Raw genomic sequence first — 18,258 nt, forward strand, 5'->3', positions numbered from 1 at the left:
ACTAAATTTCCAGAATCATTCCCGCCGCAACCGTGTGATAAGTTGCTTCGTCAATCAAGATAAAGGATCCCGTTGCGATATTTTGCGCGTATGTTGTTGCGGTAATCGGTTTTTGCAAGCTGATTTGCACTTCACCGATATCATTCATTTTTAAGCTGTCCGCTTGCGCCGAATGGCTTAAAGTCTGCACGTCCAGGACGCGATCCACGCTGGATACTTTGGCGAATACGGTTAATGTCGTGTGTTTTAATAAATATTTACGTGCCGGATTTAGTGCGCGCTGATCAAACCAGCAAACCGTCGCCTTTAACGCTTTGGTTGCAACCGTTGCCGAATTTTCCGCTAAAAAAGTATCGCCGCGGGAAATATCAATATCGTCCGCTAAACGCAATGTGACCTGCTCGCCCACTTTTGCCGACTGCACCAGGCCGTTCGGCGAATAAATTTCGGTAATCCGGGTTTCATACCCTGTCGGCTCGATACGGACTTTATCGCCCTTACGGATAGAACCGGATTCAATACGCCCCTGATAACCGCGGAAATCGTCCTGTTTATCCTGATCCAAACGGCTGACCAATTGCACCGGGAAATGAAAATCCTCCGCTTTTTCGGATTGGTGATCATCCGTCGGCAGATTTTCTAAAACGGTTAACAAGGCTTCGCCTTCATACCAGGGCGTCGCATCGCTTTTATGCACAATATTATCACCCTGCAAAGCGGAAACCGGTACAAACACCACTTCTTTCAAACCCAGCTGTTTCGCTAATTTTGTATAGGCGGCGGTGATTGCATTGAATTTATTCTGTTCGAAATTCAGCAAATCCATTTTGTTAACGGCCACGATAATATGCGGGGTGTTTAGATGCTTTAAAATGGCGGAATGACGTTTGGTTTGCGCTAATAATTCCACTTCTTCTTTAGAAAAATCCAATTGAGAAGCATCAATTAGCACCACCGCCGCATTGGCGGTTGAAGCGCCCGTTACCATATTGCGGGTGTATTGCTCGTGTCCCGGGGTATCGGCGATAATGAATTTACGTTTTGCCGTAGAAAAATAACGATACGCCACATCAATGGTAATACCCTGTTCGCGTTCCGCTTCCAACCCGTCGGTTAAAATGGAAAAATCAATTACTTCCCCGTTGCTTTTGGATTTATCCAGACTTAACAGCTGATCGCTCAATAAGGCTTTGCTGTCGTAAAGTAAACGACCGATCAGCGTGCTTTTACCGTCATCCACACTGCCTGCGGTGATAAAACGAAGTGGTGCATATTGGTTTAGGTTGCTCATTATATAATCCTTCAATATTCTGTTTAGCTCCCTTCTTTGCCGCCTTGTGTGCTTGAATTTGTAGGAAAATTTAGCATGTTTGAGCTACGTAGTAGCGAGTTCTAAATTTTCCGTTAAACAAATTCAGGCTAAGCAAGGAAACAAGGCAAAGCAGGGGGTGCTTTCTTTGGTTACTTTCTTTGCACAAGCAAAGAAAGTGACAAAATCAAAAATAACCTTGCTTTTTGCGTTGTTCCATGGCGGCTTCACTGGTGCGATCGTCCATGCGGGTTGCGCTGCGTTCCGAAATCTCAGTTAGCGCCGTTTCTTTAATAATCTCTGCCGGAGTTGCCGCCGTACTGGCCACCGGACAGGTGCAGCTGATATCTCCAACGGTGCGGAAACGTACGGAGACCACTTTGCTTTCGTCGCCCGGTTGTTTCGGCGTAATCGGTGTAACCGGTACCAACAAACCGTTGCGTTCCACTACTTCACGTTGGTGAGCGTAATAAATCGGCGGTAATTCTAATTTTTCCCGTTCGATATATTGCCAGATGTCCAGTTCCGTCCAGTTGGAAATCGGGAATACCCGCATATTTTCGCCTTTATGCAATTTGCCGTTATACAGCGACCATAATTCCGGGCGTTGCGCTTTCGGATCCCATTGACCGAATTCATCACGGAAAGAAAAAATACGTTCTTTAGCGCGGGCTTTTTCTTCGTCGCGACGGGCACCGCCCATTAAGGCGTCAAAACCGTTGGCTTCAATAGTTTCAAGCAGCGTGACCGCCTGTGCCGCATTGCGGGAATCCGTTTCTTTGCGTAACACTACGGTGCCTTTGGCAATGGAATCTTCAACATGGCCGACAACCAAACGTGCATTCAGTTTTTTCACCTGCTCGTCACGGAATTGAATCACTTCCGGGTAGTTATGACCGGTGTCGATATGTACTAACGGAAACGGAAGAACCAAATCCCGTCCTTCTAATTGGAAGGCTTTACGAGCTAAGGCAAGTAAAACCACGGAATCCTTCCCGCCGGAGAAAAGTAATGCGGGATGACTACATTCGGCGACCACTTCGCGAATAATATAAATGGATTCCGCCTCAAGCCAGTCCAGGTGGCCGTTTTCAATTTGATTTTGTGTTGTCATTTATTTCTTCCTTTGTAGAGTGCGCCCATCGGCTCACCGCCTATTAATATAAAATTTTCCCATGGCGGGCGTCTTAAGCCCAGCCGACGGCTTATTTATGCAAACCGCATTCCTTGCTGTCTTTGTTTTCCCACCACCAGCGACCGGCGCGGATATCTTCGCCGGCTTTCACTTGTTTAGTACAGGGTTCGCAACCGATACTCGGATAACCCTGTTTGTACAGTTCGTTATAAGGAATGTCATATTTCAGGATATAGGCCCACACATCCATTTCATGCCAGTCAAAAATCGGGTTATATTTGTCAATACCACGGCTTTGATCCCATTCATGAAATTCAAGTTCGGTACGGGTGACCGACTGCTCTCTGCGCTGCCCTGTCAGCCAGGCATCCGCATCGGCTAACGCCCGGTTTAACGGCTCGATTTTACGGATAAAACAACATTCGCGGCGCAATTCCACGCTTTCATAAAAGGCAAATCTGCCTTTTTCGCGATCATATTTTTCCGCTGCGACGGGATCAGGACGGAATAATCGAAAATCCAAATCGGGATACGTCTTTTTCACCGTATCCGCCAAAGCCAGCGTTTCAGGATTTAAACGTCCGGTTTCCAAGGTGAATACCGTAATCTTTGCCTTGCTTTTAGCGATAACATCGGTAATCACCATGTCTTCCACGGCTAAACTGCTGGCAAATTTGGCATGTTGATGCCGATTGGCAATTTCATGAATACGCTGTGCCAGAAGCTGTTCTTTTTCAGCCAACGCGGCGAAATCCGTTACTGTCGGCTGAGGAATCTGCCAAAAATTCGGTTTAATAATCATTGTTTTCCCACTTTTAAATTAAATTTATCCGTCAGCTTACCCTAAGCTACTCGTTCAATACGCAGGCTATCCAAAGTAAAGTGCGGTCGTTTTTTCGTGAATTTATCTTCACCGAACCAAGCTAATTTTTCATGTAACGACACCACTTCACCCACCACAATTAAAGCCGGAGTCGGCGCTTTTTCCGCCAGTTCAGCCAGATTTTTCAGGGTGCCTATTTGCGTGTGCTGGGTTTCCTGCGTGCCTTGCGAAATTACGGCAACGGGCGTTGAGGCGGCTCTGCCGTGTTGCTGCAAACTTTGCGCAATGGTTGCCGCTTTTAAGGTCCCCATATAAATCACTAATGTCTGATTACTGCGGGCGAGAGTCTGCCATTCTATATCCGAGGCATCGGCTTTGCGGTGCCCGGTGACGAAAACCGCACTTTGCGCATAATCCCGATGGGTCAACGGAATACCCGCATAAGCGGTGGCGCCAATCGCCGCCGTAATGCCCGGCACAACGGAAAACGGAATGCCTTGTTGCGCCAGTACTTCCAGCTCTTCACCGCCGCGGCCGAACACAAAAGGATCGCCGCCTTTCAACCGCACCACACGTTTACCCTGTAGGGCAAGATCCGCTAAAAGCTGATTGGTTTCTTGCTGCGCCACCTGACGCCCCTGCGCCCGTTTGCCGACAAAGATCAATTCCGCATCACGACGTACCAAATCCAGGATTTCGGCGGAAACCAAAGCGTCATATAACACCACATCCGCCTGCTGGATTTCCTGCAAGCCTTTCAGCGTCAATAACCCCGCATCACCCGGCCCGGCACCCACTAAGGAAACCGAACCGCCTTGATAATCTTTGGTCAGTTGTAATTCCAATTCTTTTTTCGCCGCTTCAATCTGACGGTTTTTTAATAGCCGGCTGAATCTGCCGTTGAACAAACTTTCCCAAAAGCGACGACGTTCGGTAATTGTTTTTAATTGTTGTTTTACTTTGTGCCGCCATTTGCCGGAAATATCCGCCATCACACCCAAATGTTGCGGTAATAAGGCTTCCAGCTTTTCACGTAATAAGCGGGCAAGTACCGGTGCCGCGCCGCCGCTTGAAACGGCAACCTGGATCGGACTACGATCGATAATGGAAGGAAAAATAAAGGAGCAACGCGCTTGATCATCAACCACATTAACCAGTTTTTGCCGGCTTTCCGCCACCCGGAAAACCTGTTCGTTAAGTTGTTCGTCATCTGTCGCCGCCACCACTAAAAATACGTTGCGAACCTGTTCGCCGTGGAATTCTTTGGCAATCCAGATAATGCGATCCTGCTCGACAAGTGCGGTCAATTCCGCGTTTAATTTTTGTGCCGTAATGCGCACTTCCGCATTGGCTTTAAGCAGCAAGTTCACTTTACGCGCGGCAATCGCACCGCCGCCTACCACCAGCACCGGACGGTTATTTAAATCGGCGAAAACGGGAAAGTAATTCATCATTTATCCTTATGCTGAGCAGCAATGTAAAGTTGATCGAATAATGCGTTGTCGGCAAAATGGGTTTGATTGATTATGGCCCAATCGCCAAACACTTGGTTCACATCAAAGCTATTCACCGGTGGAAAAAGTGCGGTGGATTTTTGTAAAATTTTTTCATTAGTCGGGCGAAAATGATGTTTTACCGCCAATTCCTGCGCCGCTTCCGACCATAGATTACGTAAATAGGCTTGCGCTTGTTCGTGCGTACCGTTAATTTTTGTGTTGGCGTTAACTTCCGCCACATAAACCGGGGTATAAGCGGTATAACTCGGATAAATCACACTAAAGGTATTCTCACCCAGCGCTTTTGCCGCCAGCGCCGCTTCGTTTTCCGGCGTAATCAACACATCGCCTAAATTACGCTGAGTGAAGGAAATGCTCGCCCCCCGAGCACCGCTTTCCAGCACCGGCACACGGGCTAATATTTTTTTCATAAAAGCTTGCGCTTGTTGCTCATCGCCCTGTGCTTTGGCGTAAGCATAAGCGGATAAATAGGCAAACCGTCCGTTAGCCGAGGTTTTCGGATTGGCAAAAATAACGGATACGTCATCACGAATTAAATCATGCCAGTCATGAATATTTTTCGGATTGCCTTTTTTCACCAGAAATACCATCACCGAACCAAAAGGAACGCTATGGTTTGGCAAGGCTTGCTGCCAGTGGCTATCCACCAATCCTTTTTTAACTAAGGTATCTACATCGCTACTTTGCGTGAGCGTCACCACATCCGCCGGTAAACCGCTCGCCACACTTAACATTTGCTTGCTTGCTCCGCCGTGAGATTGGGAAATCATTAAGTCTTGCCCCTGTTGCGCTTTGTAGGCCTGACGAAATTCGAGATTATATTCTTTATAAAAATCACGAATTACATCATAAGCGACATTAAGCAATACGGTTTTCCGCGCTTGTTGTTCATGAGGTTTCAACCAGATTCCAGCCGAGATAAGCGCAATAAGAAAAATAACAATCCATTTTTTCATTTTGCTCTCCTAAATGTTCGGTGAAACCGAGGTGAAATTCATAACAACAAATACCCGTTCAATCGGTACGGCTAAATTTATAAAACAAAATTTATTCGTTCGAAAATAACAAAAATGAATTTCTTATAACCAAAAGAAATATTTCACCTTAATTTAATCGTTTAAATATTCATAAAAGTTATAAGAAATAATTTTTTGTTCTTTGCATTGAAGGAAAAGTGCGGTTATTTTTTTGAAAAATTTTGTCTGGATATGAATCACGGGAGCAAAAATGAGACAGGTATTGCCGGGCTTTAGACGAGGATTAACTGTCACGATCTTATGGCTGACCTCCATGATCGTGCTGCCTTTAATCTTATTGGTTATCACCGCGTTACAGCTCAAGGGTACGGAAATTTGGCAAATCATTACCAGCGCACGCGTTATTTCCTCCATTCTGCTTTCTTTTAAAATGGCGTTGGCGGCAACGGTGGTTAACATCATTTTCGGTTTTTTATTAGCCTGGATTCTTGTTCGCTACAATTTTCGGGGAAAATCGCTGGTGAATGCGTTTATTGACCTGCCTTTCGCCCTGCCGACGGCGGTGGCGGGAATTGCCCTTGCCTCTCTCTACGCGCCGACAGGTTTAATCGGCGGCATTCTAGCCAAAGCGGGCGTTCAAATCGCCTATACGCCGAGCGGCATTGCTATCGCCCTGATTTTTGTCAGCCTGCCTTTCGTAGTAAGGGCTATCCAACCCGTACTCGCCAATTTTGACCCGAGTTTTGAGGAAGCGGCCCATATTTTAGGCGCATCAAAATGGACGACGCTAACCAAGGTGATTATTCCCGCCCTGCTGCCGGCCATTATCGGCGGCGCCGGCATGGGCTTTGCCCGTTCGCTGGGCGAATACGGTTCCGTGATTTTTATCGCCGGTAACGTGCCTTTGGTCTCCGAAATCGCGCCGTTGATTATTATGTCGAAACTGGATCTTTATGATGTACAGGGGGCATCGGTTGTAGCGTTACTGATGATTTTAATTTCATTTATTTTGATTTTTCTAGTCAATTGGCTGCAATGGGCAATCAATAAACGCATAACACAGGTGAAATAAAATGGAAAAAACGGATTGGCAAAAATGGGGATTAATCGGCGTCGGGCTATTATTCTTCACAATTATTTTATTATTTCCGTTGTTGACGGTGTTCTATTACGCCTTGGAACAAGGTATTGATTTATTTATCAAATCGATTCAGGAGGAAGAGGCTCAAGCGGCAATTTGGCTGACCGTTAAAGTAGCGTTAATCGTGCTGCCGATTAATATTTTTATCGGCGTGGTAATGGCCTGGACGATTGCTTACTTTAATTTTAAAGGTAAGAGTTTTTTAACCGCACTTTTAGATTTGCCTTTTTCCGTTTCACCCGTTGTGGTCGGCTTAATGTTTTTGCTGATGTTCGGTATCGACAGTTTCTTCGGACAATGGCTTGCGGCGCATCAGATTCGCGTTATTTTTGCCCTGCCCGGCATTGTGTTGGCGACCTTATTTGTGACGTTCCCGCTGATTGTCAAATCCCTGATCCCGACGATGAATGCGCAAGGTAACAGTGAAGAACAGGCGGCATTAATTCTCGGTGCAAACAGTTGGACATTGTTCCGCAAGATTACTTTTCCCAAAATTAAATGGGCGTTAATTTACGGCGTTATTTTAAGCAATGCGCGCGCGATGGGCGAGTTTGGCGCGGTAAGTGTGGTTTCCGGACATATCCGCGGGCTGACTAATACCATCCCCCTTTATGTGGAAATAAGCTACAACGAATACCAGTTTGTCGCCGCCTTTGCTTGCGCCAGCTTGTTGGCTTTACTGGCAATATTTACTCTTGGTTTGCAAAATACGCTGACTTGGTTACAGAAACGAAAATTCAACCGACATTAAACAGGAAACCACCATGTCCATAAAAATTGAAAATTTAGAAAAACATTTTGGCAGTTTCCATGCCTTGAAAAATATTAATTTACAATTCAAACAAAACCAGCTAACGGCGCTTTTAGGCCCCAGCGGTTGCGGAAAAACCACCCTTTTGCGCATCATCGCGGGACTTGAATTTGCAGATTCCGGCAAAATTTTATTTGAACATCGGGATGTCACGGATTTATCGGCAAAGGATCGCGGCGTGGGATTTGTATTTCAGCATTATGCGCTGTTTCAAAATATGACGGTTTATGACAACGTTGCCTTCGGTTTACGGGTAAAACCGCGTAAAGAACGTCCGAGCAAGGAAGAAATTCAGCAAAAAGTAACCGCACTTTTAAAACTGGTAAAACTGGATTGGCTGGCAAATGCTTACCCTAATCAGTTGTCAGGCGGACAACGGCAACGCATCGCGTTAGCTCGCTCCCTTGCGGTGCAACCCAAAGTATTATTACTGGACGAACCTTTCGGCGCCTTAGATGCGCAGGTACGCAAAGAATTACGCCGCTGGTTGCGCGATCTGCATCAGGAATTGAATGTGACCAGTATTTTTGTCACCCATGATCAGGATGAAGCGCTGGATGTCTCCGATCGTATCGTGGTAATGAATCAGGGACAAATTGAACAAATCGACGAACCGAATCAAATTTACCATGCCCCGCAAACGCCTTTCGTCACCCAGTTTGTGGGTGATGTGAATATTTTTCACGGACATATTGATGAAGGTAATCTGGTCATTGGCGAGTTCAGCCACAAAATTGATCCGGCAACTAACACTACACAACCGGTAAATAATCAATCGGCGACCGCTTATATTCGTCCCTATGAACTCACCATATCAAGACATGCCGACAACGCCCTCGCTACCGGTAAAATCACCCATATTAATGCGATTGGTTTTATTGTACGTATCGAAATCGAGAGTGCGCAAAGTGATCAGCCGATTGAAGTAATTCTGACGAAAGCCGCTTATAGCCAGTCTCAATATAAGGTAAACGAACAGATTTACCTCGTACCGGACAAACTCAATCTGTTCCAGCAGATGAACATCTAGAATAAAAAGTGCGGTCGAAAAAACAAAATTTTTTGAATGGCGGACTTCAGCCGGACGCCATATCCGGCGTCCGGTCAATTATCCGTTAAATAAGAAAATATTCTTAATCCTTCAATTCACGGATTTTTTGGATGACATTGCTGGTTGAACAACCGTTCTCGAAGTTTAAGACCTTAACATCGCCGCCGTTTGCCCAAACTTCTTTTGAGCCGGCAATATCTTCCGGTTTGTAATCGCCTCCCTTCACCAATAAATCAGGCAAAACTTCACCTATTAAACGCTGAGGCGTATCTTCATCAAATGCCACCAGCCAGTCGACCGATGAAAGCCCGGCAAGTACCGCCATTCTTGACGGTAAATCGTTAATCGGTCTCGTCTCGCCTTTCAGACGTTTAACGGAATCATCCGTGTTGACGGCGACAATCAGACGATCGCCGAGTTTACGCGCATTTTCCAAATAAGAAACATGTCCGGGATGTAAAATATCGAAACAACCGTTAGTCATCACGATTTTTTCCCCGCGGGCTTTAGCTAATTGAACGGCAACTTTAAGCTCATCTTCGTTCATAATGCCGAAACCGGTTGAAGATCTGCCATGAATGGCATTTTCCAATTCGATGGTGGAAACCGTTGAAGTCCCCAGTTTACCGACCACAATACCGGCGGCGACATTAGATAAGAAGCAAGCTTCTTCAAAAGAACGTCCGTCGGCAAGGGCTGTGGCTAATACGCTGATTACCGTATCGCCGGCGCCGGTCACATCAAAAACTTCTTTGGCTTCTGTCGGTAAGTGATAAGCTTCCTGTCCCGGTCGTAATAACGTCATTCCTTTTTCCGAGCGGGTAACCAATAAAGCGCTTAATTCAATATCGGCAATAAGCTTGAGGCCTTTGTCGATAATGTCTTCTTCGGTATCACATTTCCCTACGACAGCTTCAAATTCAGACATATTCGGTGTTAATAATGTCGCACCGCGATAACGTTCAAAATCCGTGCCTTTCGGATCAATCAATACCGGTACTTTGGCTTTACGGGCAATCTGGATCATCTGTTGCACATCATTTAAAGTTCCTTTGCCGTAATCGGAAAGGATTAACGCACCAAAATTTTTAACCGCATTTTCAAGTTTTATCAGCAATTCGGTACTTTGTACGTTTTTAAAATCCTCTTCAAAATCAAGGCGTAACAATTGCTGATGACGGGAAAGAATACGTAGTTTTGTAATTGTCGGGTGAGTAGCTAACCGCACAAAATCACAATCAATTTTTTGTGTTTGCAACAACGTCGTTAGTGCTTTTCCCGTTTCATCCAACCCGGTTAAGCCGAGTAGTTGAACCGGCACATTTAGCGAGGCAATATTCATCGCCACGTTTGCCGCTCCGCCGGCACGTTCTTCATTTTCCTGAACTCGCACAACAGGCACCGGTGCTTCCGGTGATATACGATTTGTCGCACCAAACCAATAGCGATCTAACATTACATCGCCTAAAACCAGTACTTTCGCTTGATTAAATTGAGCCGAATATTGAGCCATATTGAATCCTATGCATATTTATTTGTTATAAAACAGAAATTTTGCAGATTTTACCACAGTCCCGACTTGATTGGCTTAAAATTTAAGTAAATTTCCGTTAAACTAATAAACAAGTTTTATCATGTTATATTTCATTCTCTGTTATGGCAAAAAATAATACTCCTATATTTCAAAAATCTTTTTTAGCCCCCAAGTACTGGCCGTTTTGGCTTGCTGTCGGCATTTTCCGTCTGATTCTTTTATTGCCTTACCCTCTTTTATGTAAAATCGGTCTGGGTTTGGGAAAATTATTTTCTAAACTGAGTGTCGGTAAACGCAGATCTCAAATCGTGCGCCGTAATCTGCAGCTTTGCTTTCCAAACTGGAATGAAGAAAAAATTGAATCAACTTTGCAAGCCAATCTAGAGTCTGTAGGTATGGCAATTATCGAAACCGGTATGGCGTGGTTCTGGTCAGATAAGCGTATTGCCAAATGGAGCAAAATTGAAGGTATCGAATATCTCAAAAATAATGCTAAAGACGGGATTATTTTAGTCGGTGTGCATTTTCTTACGCTGGAACTTGGCGCTCGTATAATAGGTTTGCAACATCCGGGGATCGGTGTTTATCGCCCGAATGACAATCCGATTATGGATTGGTTGCAGTATCGCGGCCGCATTCGTTCCAACAAAGATTTATTAGATCGCAAGGATCTGCGCAGCATGATTAAAGCCTTGCGCACCGGCAATACTATTTGGTATGCGCCTGATCATGACTACGGCAGAAAAAATGCGGTTTTCGTACCGCTCTTTTCGGTACCTGATGCGGCAACAACCACAGGCAGCTATTATTTATTAAAATCCTCTCCGCTCAGTAAGGTAGTCCCTTTTGCACCGCTACGTAATACGGACGGTTCCGGCTATACCGTGACTGTCGAACCTCCGGTAGATTTTACCGATATTTTGCATGATAAAGAGGCAATTGCCAAACGCATGAATAAAGTGGTGGAAAGAGAAATTATGCTTGGAGTGGAACAATATATGTGGTTACATCGCCGTTTTAAAACACGCCCTAACGAATCGGATAAAAGTTTATATGATTAAAACAGGATGTAAGCCGGACATAACGCTCGTTAAAATTGTATTAAGCTATCCATAAAATCATCTTTAAAATCAATATGGCGGACACCACACTCGGTGTCCGTTAAACATTTAGGCATTTATCAGTATCCGTATTGTCATTTTAAGAGTCAATCAACACTAAAATAGCCGCATCACCGCCCCACTCTTTCGGAGCCCGGTGTAACGCTCTTACGTTAGGATGTTGCACCAACCAGCGGGGAATTTGCCGTTTTAACGTATAAGTGCCATATCCCGTCATAATACTTGCGCAATAAACATGTTCGTCAAGGCAAGCCTGAATCAGGCTTGCCAATTCCAGTTTTGCCTGCTCTTTGGTTAATCCGTGCAGATCTAAAAATAATTCGGGAGAAAAATCCCCTCGGCGCAATTGTTTAAGTAAATAGGTATCTTCTCCCTCACGTAAATATTTCACCGCATCTTCTTCATTCAGTAAGGGTTCGTATTCATCTGAAAAATAAAACAGCGTATCTGATTTTTCTCTAATTTCACGCTGTTCCGATTTCTTTTTTACACTTACTTTTTTCGGTGCTACAAATGTATTTTGTGCCAGTTTTTTTGCGCCTTTAATACTTTCGCGAAATAAATTTATATCTTCATCTTTTAACATTCTTCACCTCAAAATATAGCTATTTATCGTCATGATAGCATATAATATCGTAAAATTAATCTTGCATAGATATGTGCTCTATTCTCATATCTCATTTCATATAGGTATTATTATGACGTCTGTTACTTTCAATCAAGAATTAATTGATTTTATTCAAGCGGATGATATAACAAACAATCTTCATAGCATTAAAGATTATCTGCGTTGGACTTATAGCAATTTCAATCGTTCGGATATTTATTACGGCCACGGACAAGACAATAGTTGGGATGAGTCAACTCAGCTCGTTTTATCTGGCTTAGATCTGCCGCTCGACCTTCCACAGGAATTATACAATGCCAATCTTACTCAAGCAGAAAAAGAAACGGTGATAAATTTAGTTATCAAGCGTTTGACAAAGCGTTTACCCGTTGCTTATTTAACCAATTCCGCTTGGTTTTGCGGTTTGGAATTTTATGTGGATGAACGCGTTATCATTCCCCGTTCCCCAATCAGCGCATTAATTGAAAACCGCTTTCAAGGCATTATTGTCAAGGAACCTAAACGTATTTTAGATATGTGTACCGGTAGCGGCTGTATTGCCATTGCCTGTGCGGAACAATTTAAAGAAGCGGAAGTGGATGCAGTGGATCTTTCCATTGATGCGCTGAATGTGGCTGAAATCAATATTGATCGTTATAACCTCTCCGAGCGGGTTTTCCCGATACAATCGGATTTATTCGATAATGTGCCCGCAGATAAATACGACCTAATCGTATCTAATCCGCCTTATGTGGACCGAGAAGATCTTGCCGATATGCCGGAAGAATTTCATTACGAACCGGAAATGGCTTTAGGATCGGGTGTTGACGGTTTAACGATCACCAAACAAATTTTAGCAAATGCGGCAAATTATCTGAATGATGACGGCGTATTGGTTTGTGAGGTAGGAAACAGTATGATCCACCTGATAGAACAATACCCTGATGTGCCTTTCAATTGGGTAGAATTACGTAACGGCGGTGTAGGCGTATTTGTTTTAACTAAAGCACAGTTAATTGCATATCAAACCAAATTTACGGATTGATCCCAAACAAAAACGGCATATAAGAATTTATATGCCGTTTATTGATTAATAAGAAAGTAAATTAACCGTTAATAAAATCTTCACCTGACTTAATGTCACCTTGTAAAGTTTCTAACATAGCATTTAACGCTTTTTCTTCAAATGCACTTAATTTACCCAGGGTTAAGTATTCTTCAACACCTTCTGTACCTAAACGAACCGGTTGTGCAAAGAAACGGGCATATTTGCCGTCGCCTTCCACATAAGCGCATTCAACAACTTTCGCACCTTGCGAGGCTTTCACTAATGCTAATGCAAAACGTGCCGCCGCCTGCGCCATAGATAAGGTTGCAGAACCGCCGCCCGCTTTTGCTTCAACCACTTCCGTACCTGCATTTTGGATACGATGCGTTAAAGCAATGATTTCCTCTTCACTGCTCCATTCAACATTTTGAACTTGAGACAATAACGGAAGAATGGTTACACCCGAATGACCGCCGATAACAGGAATTGTAACCCGAGTAGGATCTAAGCCTTTTAATTCGGCGATAAAGGTTTCCGCTCGAAGAATATCTAAGGTAGTAATGCCGAATAATTTACGTTTGTCGTAAACACCCGCTTTTTTCAATACTTCGGCCGCAATGGCAACCATCGCATTAACCGGGTTGGTGATAATACCCACACAGGCTTTCGGGCATTGTTCCGCCACTTTTTCGGTCAGACTACGAATAATACCCGCATTAACACCGAATAAATCCGCACGTGTCATGCCCGGTTTACGTGCCACACCCGCAGAAATTAACACAATATCCGCCCCTTTTAATGCTTCTGAAGGATCCGTACCGGCAAAACCTTCAACCACAACATCTGTTGGGATATGGCTAAGATCTTTAGCAACACCCGGGGTGACGGGTGCGACATCATACAGAGATAAAGATGAACCAGCCGGTAATTGTAACTTTAATAATAAAGCCAACGCTTGACCAATGCCGCCTGCGGCACCTAGAACTGCAACTTTCATTTAAGACTCCTTAATGTGGAAATTTATAACTTGAAATTGGTAGAAAGTATAAAGACAGAATCACAAAATTACAAATACTTAGTCGCTATTTTCACGATCTAAAACAAATTTTTTGCTAATTTTTTTCGAAAACGAAAATAACTAAAAATAGTTATTACCGAATAAATCATATTTCTAAATTTTTATTGCATTTTTTTGAATTTTTATGCAAAATTTATGCAATTTGTGTTAATGGAAAATAAATATGGCAATAGAAAAAACGGATAATTTATTAACTGTATTTAAAGACTTACTTTCACAGGAACGTTTCGGTTCGCAAAGTGAGATTGTCAGTGCGTTGCAAGACTTGGGTTTCAGTAATATTAATCAATCCAAAGTCTCCCGGATGCTGACAAAATTCGGTGCGATCCGCACCCGTAATACCCGTATGGAAATGGTATATTGCCTGCCCAATGAATTAAGCGTGCCGAACACCAGCAGTCCGCTGAAAAATCTCGTGCTAGACATTGATCATAATGACTTTCTTATCGTGATCAAAACAAGCCCGGGCGCTGCACAACTTATCGCCCGGTTACTGGATTCCGTCGGCAAAACGGAAGGTATTTTAGGTACTATTGCGGGAGATGATACGATTTTTATCACACCGACGAAAGGAACGGGCATTAAAGAATTAATTAATACCATTCAACAACTTTTTGAGAATTCTTTATAAATATGAAGATACTGATTACCGGCGCAACAGGGTTAGTGGGAAAAGCACTAACCCGACAATTACTCAAGCAATCTCATCAGATCACCGCCCTCACTCGCGCCGTTAATACCGCCCAAAAACTATTCCCCGAAGTTGATTGGGTTTCTTCTCTTTCTACTTATAAAAATCTGGATCAATTTGATGCGGTTGTTAATCTTGCCGGCGAACCTATTTTTGATAAAAAATGGACGGATGAACAAAAACTGCGGTTAAAAAACAGCAGAATTTTATTAACTCAACAACTAACGCAATTAATAAATCGGGGAAAACGCCCGCCGGTATTTATATCCGGTTCTGCATCAGGATTTTATGGCAATGCGGGAAGCCAATTATTAACAGAATCGGCTTTGCCCGCAACTTCATTTACAGCCGAACTCTGCCAGGCTTGGGAAGCTGCGGCACAACAAGCCGACACCCGGGTTTGCGTGATTCGCACCGGAATGGTGATGTCGCCCAGAGGCGGCGCTCTCGCCCGAATGTTACCGCTTTATCGTTTCGGATTAGCGGGGAAATTAGGCTCCGGACAGCAATTTATGCCTTGGATTGCCCTAAAAGACATGGTGCGAGGCATTATCTTTCTGATAAATAATCCCAACGCCGTCGGCGCGTTTAATTTTTCCTCACCGAATCCCGTAACCAATAAAGAATTTAACTGCTTATTAGGATCCAGACTAAAACGCCCTCACTTTTTTTCTGTCCCCGCTTGCATATTACGGTTATTTTTGGGTGAACGCGCCTGTTTGTTGCTGGACAGCCAAAATGTTTATCCTAAAAAACTGCTGGACTTAGGTTATACGTTCCAATTCGAATATTTAGAGACTTATTTTTCGAAAACGCTCAAGCAAAAACGAAAAAAATAAACCGCACTTTTGACGGTTTCATCACAATTTAACGCCAAAAGTGCGGTCGGTTTTTGCCAATTTTTTACAATTGCTGATAAAGCCGTAAGGCATAAGCATCCGACATGCCGGCAATATAATCGCAAATAATTCTGTGTTTTCCTTCATCTGTGGCATTTTGCCAGCGTTTTACCGTATTTCTCGGTAAAAGCCGTTCGGGATCACTTTCGAAAATCTGGAACATTTCGGTCAATATGCGTTGACCTTTATATTCGATCCGTTGGGTTTCTACGTCTCGGATAACATACTTGAATACAAAACGCTTAAATACATTCAACGCGTCCAGTACTCCTTTTGGCAGTTCCGCATTATAACGTAGCAACGGTTCGGCAAAATCTGCGGTCATTTTCCAGCGAATATGGGTAATAAAATAATTAACTAACGCACCGATAGCATTCTTCCTCTGGTAATGCTGATCGGAAAATAATTTTTCGGTAATTTGTTCAATGTTAGACTGTATCCAGTTTGAACGACAGTTTTTCAGTTCAACCTCCGCCTCTTGCCATTGCTGACGGTTAACCAGCCCGACGACGACGGCATCTTCTAAATCATGCACCGCATAAGCAATGTCATCCGCAATTTCCATAATACTGCAATCCAATGACTTAAATTTGGTTTTCAGCATATCCGACGGCGATTGGCGCGGTTGCTGAAATTGCCCGAACAAGGTGCGGTCGGCGTCGCTCAAAGGCTGTAACAACCACTCAAACATAGGTAAATCATCATAAAATAATCCTTTGCCCGGTCGCCAATCGTTAATCTTTACATAACGGGGATCACCATTTGACTGTAAATCCGATTTTGCATAATCGGGCGAGGAAAGATCCAGCAAAGTAGGATATTTTACCAACCCCAGAATAGTACGGCGGGTTAGATTCATGCCGGCGGAGAGCGTATAGGGTTCCAACTTGGTTACAATACGGAATGTCTGCGCGTTTCCTTCAAAACCATGATGTTCTCTCATCATATAATTAAGAGCAACTTCGCCGCCGTGCCCGAAAGGAGGGTGCCCGATATCATGGGCAAAACATAAACTTTCAATTAAATCGTTAGAAGGTAAAAGCGGTTTTAAACTTTGTTGCAATGCGGTTTTATCCGCATTCAGTTGCGCCGCCAAATGCTCAAAACTGTCGCCGAATTTCAGTTGCGCCACCAGACTATTACCAATTTGCGCCACCTCAAGAGAATGGGTTAAACGGGTACGATAAAAATCATTTTCACCTACTGCGTGAATCTGCGTTTTTGCCTGCAAGCAGCGAAATGCCGCACTATGCAAAATACGCCCGCGATCGCGCCGATACGGCGGACGATGATCTTTCTCTCTCGGCTTATCCGTAATAAATCGTTGCTGCCAAATATTATTTAACTGTATTTTCTGCATTTATCCATCACATACAAAATGAAACGAGTTTAAACACTAAAGGTGCTAATAATGAACTAATAATCCCACATAAAACCAATGAGATCGAGCTATAATTTCCCGCTTTTGCATCCACTTCAAGACAGCTGACCGTTCCCAGCGCATGAGATACCGATCCCACGGCAAGCCCAATGGCTTCCGAGTTTTTTAATTGTAATTTTTTTAATACCAAATAACCAAAAACAGACCCCTGCAAACCGGCAACAACCACCCCTACCGCAGCCACTGCCGGCACGCCGCCGATATTTTGTGCAATCGCCATAGCAATCGGCGTAGTGACCGATTTTGGTAATACCGTCGCCACCACATCTGCTGAAGCACCCAAGGCTAAGGCTAATAATGCACCGCTAAACATTGATAACAAGGAGGCGGAAGTCACTATAAACAAGATGGCTTTCCAACGGACGGCAATTTGATGAAGCTGTTCATATAACGGCAATGCCAATGCCACTACACTGACACCAAGCAAATTATTCAAGGGTGCATTACCCGCCATATATTGATCATAAGGAATGTCTGCCGCCAGCAATACCGCAACTAAAATAATTACGGTTAAAACAAAACTATTTAACAAAACGGATTTAATCCGCTTAGTGATGAGTAACGCAATCATAAAAGCGGCAATAGTTAATAACGTATAAAAATAAATCATGATGCCTCTCCTTTATTGTTTACATTATTAATATCCCGTTTTTTAATCGCTTTTTTACGTAGCCGGGTAAAGGAATTTAACGAAAACAAATAATCCCCTAAAAAACCGATCACCAATAAAGTCACGCAGGTGCTGACTATATTAGGAATTAATAATGAACTTGCGTGAGAAACCAACAGATCGGAATATTTCATCACGCCGACGCTTACCGGCACAAACAGCACCGCCATGTAGCGGATTAATAACGAGGCACCGAAGAAAACCCAATCGACTTTAATAATTTGCGTAGTCAGCCCGATAAAAAGAATCAGCAAACCGAATATACTGCCGGGAATACCGATGGGAATGAGCTTTGCAAGCCCTTCGCCAATAAATAAAATCAAATATAAAATAATCAAAGATCGCACGAATAAAAATATTTTTTGTCTCATAACTATCTCTCTGTTATCCGAGTAAAAATAAAAA

18 protein-coding genes are annotated in these 18,258 nt (G+C 43.7%); 7 read left to right on the forward strand and 11 right to left on the reverse strand.

Annotated elements, in window-relative coordinates; genetic code table 11:
- Position 1: 1 nt before the first annotated feature.
- The 5 genes from A4G13_RS03910 to A4G13_RS03930 form a co-directional block, all read right to left on the reverse strand.
- On the reverse strand, positions 2 to 1,291 hold the full coding sequence (locus A4G13_RS03910; protein ID WP_041639770.1) for a sulfate adenylyltransferase subunit 1: 1,290 nt from the start codon (positions 1,289 to 1,291) through the stop codon (positions 2 to 4).
- A gap of 205 nt (positions 1,292 to 1,496) precedes the next feature.
- Complete coding sequence (gene cysD, locus A4G13_RS03915; protein ID WP_090653843.1) at positions 1,497 to 2,423, reverse strand: sulfate adenylyltransferase subunit CysD; 927 nt, start codon at positions 2,421 to 2,423, stop codon at positions 1,497 to 1,499.
- Positions 2,424 to 2,514: 91 nt separating this feature from the next.
- Positions 2,515 to 3,246 carry a phosphoadenylyl-sulfate reductase gene (locus tag A4G13_RS03920; protein WP_090653844.1) on the reverse strand — a complete coding sequence of 244 codons (732 nt, stop codon included), beginning with the start codon at positions 3,244 to 3,246 and terminating at the stop codon, positions 2,515 to 2,517.
- A 41-nt stretch (positions 3,247 to 3,287) separates the two neighbouring features.
- Positions 3,288 to 4,718: a siroheme synthase CysG gene (gene cysG / locus A4G13_RS03925; protein WP_090653846.1), complete on the reverse strand. Its 1,431-nt coding sequence runs from the start codon at positions 4,716 to 4,718 to the stop codon at positions 3,288 to 3,290.
- Positions 4,718 to 5,740 (reverse strand): sulfate ABC transporter substrate-binding protein, encoded by a 1,023-nt coding sequence (locus A4G13_RS03930; RefSeq protein WP_090653848.1) that lies wholly within the window; start codon positions 5,738 to 5,740, stop codon positions 4,718 to 4,720. The genes cysG and A4G13_RS03930 overlap by 1 nt, the downstream gene beginning before the upstream one ends.
- Before the next feature lie 271 nt (positions 5,741 to 6,011).
- Here A4G13_RS03930 and cysT point away from each other — a divergent pair, with 271 nt between their 5' ends.
- Genes cysT through A4G13_RS03945 form a run of 3 tightly spaced genes read left to right on the forward strand, consistent with a single transcriptional unit; the run spans position 6,012 to position 8,743 of the window.
- Positions 6,012 to 6,833: a sulfate ABC transporter permease subunit CysT gene (gene cysT, locus A4G13_RS03935; RefSeq protein WP_090653851.1), complete on the forward strand. Its 822-nt coding sequence runs from the start codon at positions 6,012 to 6,014 to the stop codon at positions 6,831 to 6,833.
- A 1-nt stretch (position 6,834) separates the two neighbouring features.
- Positions 6,835 to 7,653, forward strand: coding sequence for a sulfate ABC transporter permease subunit CysW (cysW, locus tag A4G13_RS03940; RefSeq protein WP_090653852.1), 819 nt, complete (start codon positions 6,835 to 6,837; stop codon positions 7,651 to 7,653).
- Positions 7,654 to 7,666: 13 nt separating this feature from the next.
- The gene (locus tag A4G13_RS03945) at positions 7,667 to 8,743 is read left to right on the forward strand and encodes a sulfate/molybdate ABC transporter ATP-binding protein (RefSeq protein ID WP_090653853.1); all 1,077 of its coding nucleotides are present in this window, start codon (positions 7,667 to 7,669) and stop codon (positions 8,741 to 8,743) included.
- A 103-nt stretch (positions 8,744 to 8,846) separates the two neighbouring features.
- Here A4G13_RS03945 and hldE read toward each other — a convergent pair whose 3' ends face one another.
- Positions 8,847 to 10,277 carry a bifunctional D-glycero-beta-D-manno-heptose-7-phosphate kinase/D-glycero-beta-D-manno-heptose 1-phosphate adenylyltransferase HldE gene (gene hldE, locus A4G13_RS03950; protein ID WP_090653854.1) on the reverse strand — a complete coding sequence of 477 codons (1,431 nt, stop codon included), beginning with the start codon at positions 10,275 to 10,277 and terminating at the stop codon, positions 8,847 to 8,849.
- A 143-nt stretch (positions 10,278 to 10,420) separates the two neighbouring features.
- Between hldE and A4G13_RS03955 the strand changes: the two genes are divergently transcribed.
- Positions 10,421 to 11,359 carry a Kdo(2)-lipid IV(A) acyltransferase gene (locus A4G13_RS03955; protein ID WP_011200437.1) on the forward strand — a complete coding sequence of 313 codons (939 nt, stop codon included), beginning with the start codon at positions 10,421 to 10,423 and terminating at the stop codon, positions 11,357 to 11,359.
- 139 nt (positions 11,360 to 11,498) lie between these two features.
- On the opposite strand, the gene smrB is transcribed toward A4G13_RS03955, so the two are convergent.
- Positions 11,499 to 12,005, reverse strand: a complete 507-nt coding sequence (gene smrB / locus A4G13_RS03960; RefSeq protein ID WP_090653856.1) for an endonuclease SmrB — start codon at positions 12,003 to 12,005, stop codon at positions 11,499 to 11,501.
- A 112-nt stretch (positions 12,006 to 12,117) separates the two neighbouring features.
- On the opposite strand from smrB, the gene prmB reads away from it, so the two are divergent.
- Positions 12,118 to 13,071, forward strand: a complete 954-nt coding sequence (gene prmB / locus A4G13_RS03965; RefSeq protein WP_090653858.1) for a 50S ribosomal protein L3 N(5)-glutamine methyltransferase — start codon at positions 12,118 to 12,120, stop codon at positions 13,069 to 13,071.
- A 61-nt stretch (positions 13,072 to 13,132) separates the two neighbouring features.
- Here the strand turns inward: prmB and mdh are convergent, their stop codons facing one another.
- On the reverse strand, positions 13,133 to 14,071 hold the full coding sequence (gene mdh, locus A4G13_RS03970) for a malate dehydrogenase (RefSeq protein WP_011200440.1): 939 nt from the start codon (positions 14,069 to 14,071) through the stop codon (positions 13,133 to 13,135).
- A 244-nt stretch (positions 14,072 to 14,315) separates the two neighbouring features.
- Here mdh and argR point away from each other — a divergent pair, with 244 nt between their 5' ends.
- Both argR and A4G13_RS03980 read left to right on the forward strand, forming a co-directional pair.
- Positions 14,316 to 14,783 carry a transcriptional regulator ArgR gene (argR, locus tag A4G13_RS03975; RefSeq protein ID WP_011200441.1) on the forward strand — a complete coding sequence of 156 codons (468 nt, stop codon included), beginning with the start codon at positions 14,316 to 14,318 and terminating at the stop codon, positions 14,781 to 14,783.
- A 2-nt stretch (positions 14,784 to 14,785) separates the two neighbouring features.
- Positions 14,786 to 15,682: a TIGR01777 family oxidoreductase gene (locus A4G13_RS03980; RefSeq protein WP_090653860.1), complete on the forward strand. Its 897-nt coding sequence runs from the start codon at positions 14,786 to 14,788 to the stop codon at positions 15,680 to 15,682.
- A 64-nt stretch (positions 15,683 to 15,746) separates the two neighbouring features.
- Here the strand turns inward: A4G13_RS03980 and A4G13_RS03985 are convergent, their stop codons facing one another.
- The 3 genes from A4G13_RS03985 to A4G13_RS03995 are packed head-to-tail and all read right to left on the reverse strand — an operon-like array spanning position 15,747 to position 18,224.
- The gene (locus A4G13_RS03985; protein WP_011200443.1) at positions 15,747 to 17,102 is read right to left on the reverse strand and encodes an anti-phage deoxyguanosine triphosphatase; all 1,356 of its coding nucleotides are present in this window, start codon (positions 17,100 to 17,102) and stop codon (positions 15,747 to 15,749) included.
- Positions 17,103 to 17,109: 7 nt separating this feature from the next.
- On the reverse strand, positions 17,110 to 17,793 hold the full coding sequence (locus A4G13_RS03990; protein ID WP_011200444.1) for a CidB/LrgB family autolysis modulator: 684 nt from the start codon (positions 17,791 to 17,793) through the stop codon (positions 17,110 to 17,112).
- Positions 17,790 to 18,224 (reverse strand): CidA/LrgA family protein, encoded by a 435-nt coding sequence (locus A4G13_RS03995; protein ID WP_090653973.1) that lies wholly within the window; start codon positions 18,222 to 18,224, stop codon positions 17,790 to 17,792. Before A4G13_RS03995 ends, A4G13_RS03990 begins: the two co-directional genes overlap by 4 nt.
- Positions 18,225 to 18,258: the final 34 nt, after the last annotated feature.

It is taken from the genome of Basfia succiniciproducens, from assembly GCF_011455875.1.
GTDB lineage: Bacteria > Pseudomonadota > Gammaproteobacteria > Enterobacterales > Pasteurellaceae > Basfia > Basfia succiniciproducens.

Bases quoted from the DNA above. Each gene is read 5' to 3' on its own strand.
- A4G13_RS03910 (WP_041639770.1), bottom strand. From the start codon at position 1,291: ATGAGCAACCTAAACCAATATGCACCACTTCGTTTTATCACCGCAGGC.
- cysD (WP_090653843.1), bottom strand. From the start codon at position 2,423: ATGACAACACAAAATCAAATTGAAAACGGCCACCTGGACTGGCTTGAG.
- A4G13_RS03920 (WP_090653844.1), bottom strand. From the start codon at position 3,246: ATGATTATTAAACCGAATTTTTGGCAGATTCCTCAGCCGACAGTAACG.
- cysG (WP_090653846.1), bottom strand. From the start codon at position 4,718: ATGAATTACTTTCCCGTTTTCGCCGATTTAAATAACCGTCCGGTGCTG.
- A4G13_RS03930 (WP_090653848.1), bottom strand. From the start codon at position 5,740: ATGAAAAAATGGATTGTTATTTTTCTTATTGCGCTTATCTCGGCTGGA.
- cysT (WP_090653851.1), top strand. From the start codon at position 6,012: ATGAGACAGGTATTGCCGGGCTTTAGACGAGGATTAACTGTCACGATC.
- cysW (WP_090653852.1), top strand. From the start codon at position 6,835: ATGGAAAAAACGGATTGGCAAAAATGGGGATTAATCGGCGTCGGGCTA.
- A4G13_RS03945 (WP_090653853.1), top strand. From the start codon at position 7,667: ATGTCCATAAAAATTGAAAATTTAGAAAAACATTTTGGCAGTTTCCAT.
- hldE (WP_090653854.1), bottom strand. From the start codon at position 10,277: ATGGCTCAATATTCGGCTCAATTTAATCAAGCGAAAGTACTGGTTTTA.
- A4G13_RS03955 (WP_011200437.1), top strand. From the start codon at position 10,421: ATGGCAAAAAATAATACTCCTATATTTCAAAAATCTTTTTTAGCCCCC.
- smrB (WP_090653856.1), bottom strand. From the start codon at position 12,005: ATGTTAAAAGATGAAGATATAAATTTATTTCGCGAAAGTATTAAAGGC.
- prmB (WP_090653858.1), top strand. From the start codon at position 12,118: ATGACGTCTGTTACTTTCAATCAAGAATTAATTGATTTTATTCAAGCG.
- mdh (WP_011200440.1), bottom strand. From the start codon at position 14,071: ATGAAAGTTGCAGTTCTAGGTGCCGCAGGCGGCATTGGTCAAGCGTTG.
- argR (WP_011200441.1), top strand. From the start codon at position 14,316: ATGGCAATAGAAAAAACGGATAATTTATTAACTGTATTTAAAGACTTA.
- A4G13_RS03980 (WP_090653860.1), top strand. From the start codon at position 14,786: ATGAAGATACTGATTACCGGCGCAACAGGGTTAGTGGGAAAAGCACTA.
- A4G13_RS03985 (WP_011200443.1), bottom strand. From the start codon at position 17,102: ATGCAGAAAATACAGTTAAATAATATTTGGCAGCAACGATTTATTACG.
- A4G13_RS03990 (WP_011200444.1), bottom strand. From the start codon at position 17,793: ATGATTTATTTTTATACGTTATTAACTATTGCCGCTTTTATGATTGCG.
- A4G13_RS03995 (WP_090653973.1), bottom strand. From the start codon at position 18,224: ATGAGACAAAAAATATTTTTATTCGTGCGATCTTTGATTATTTTATAT.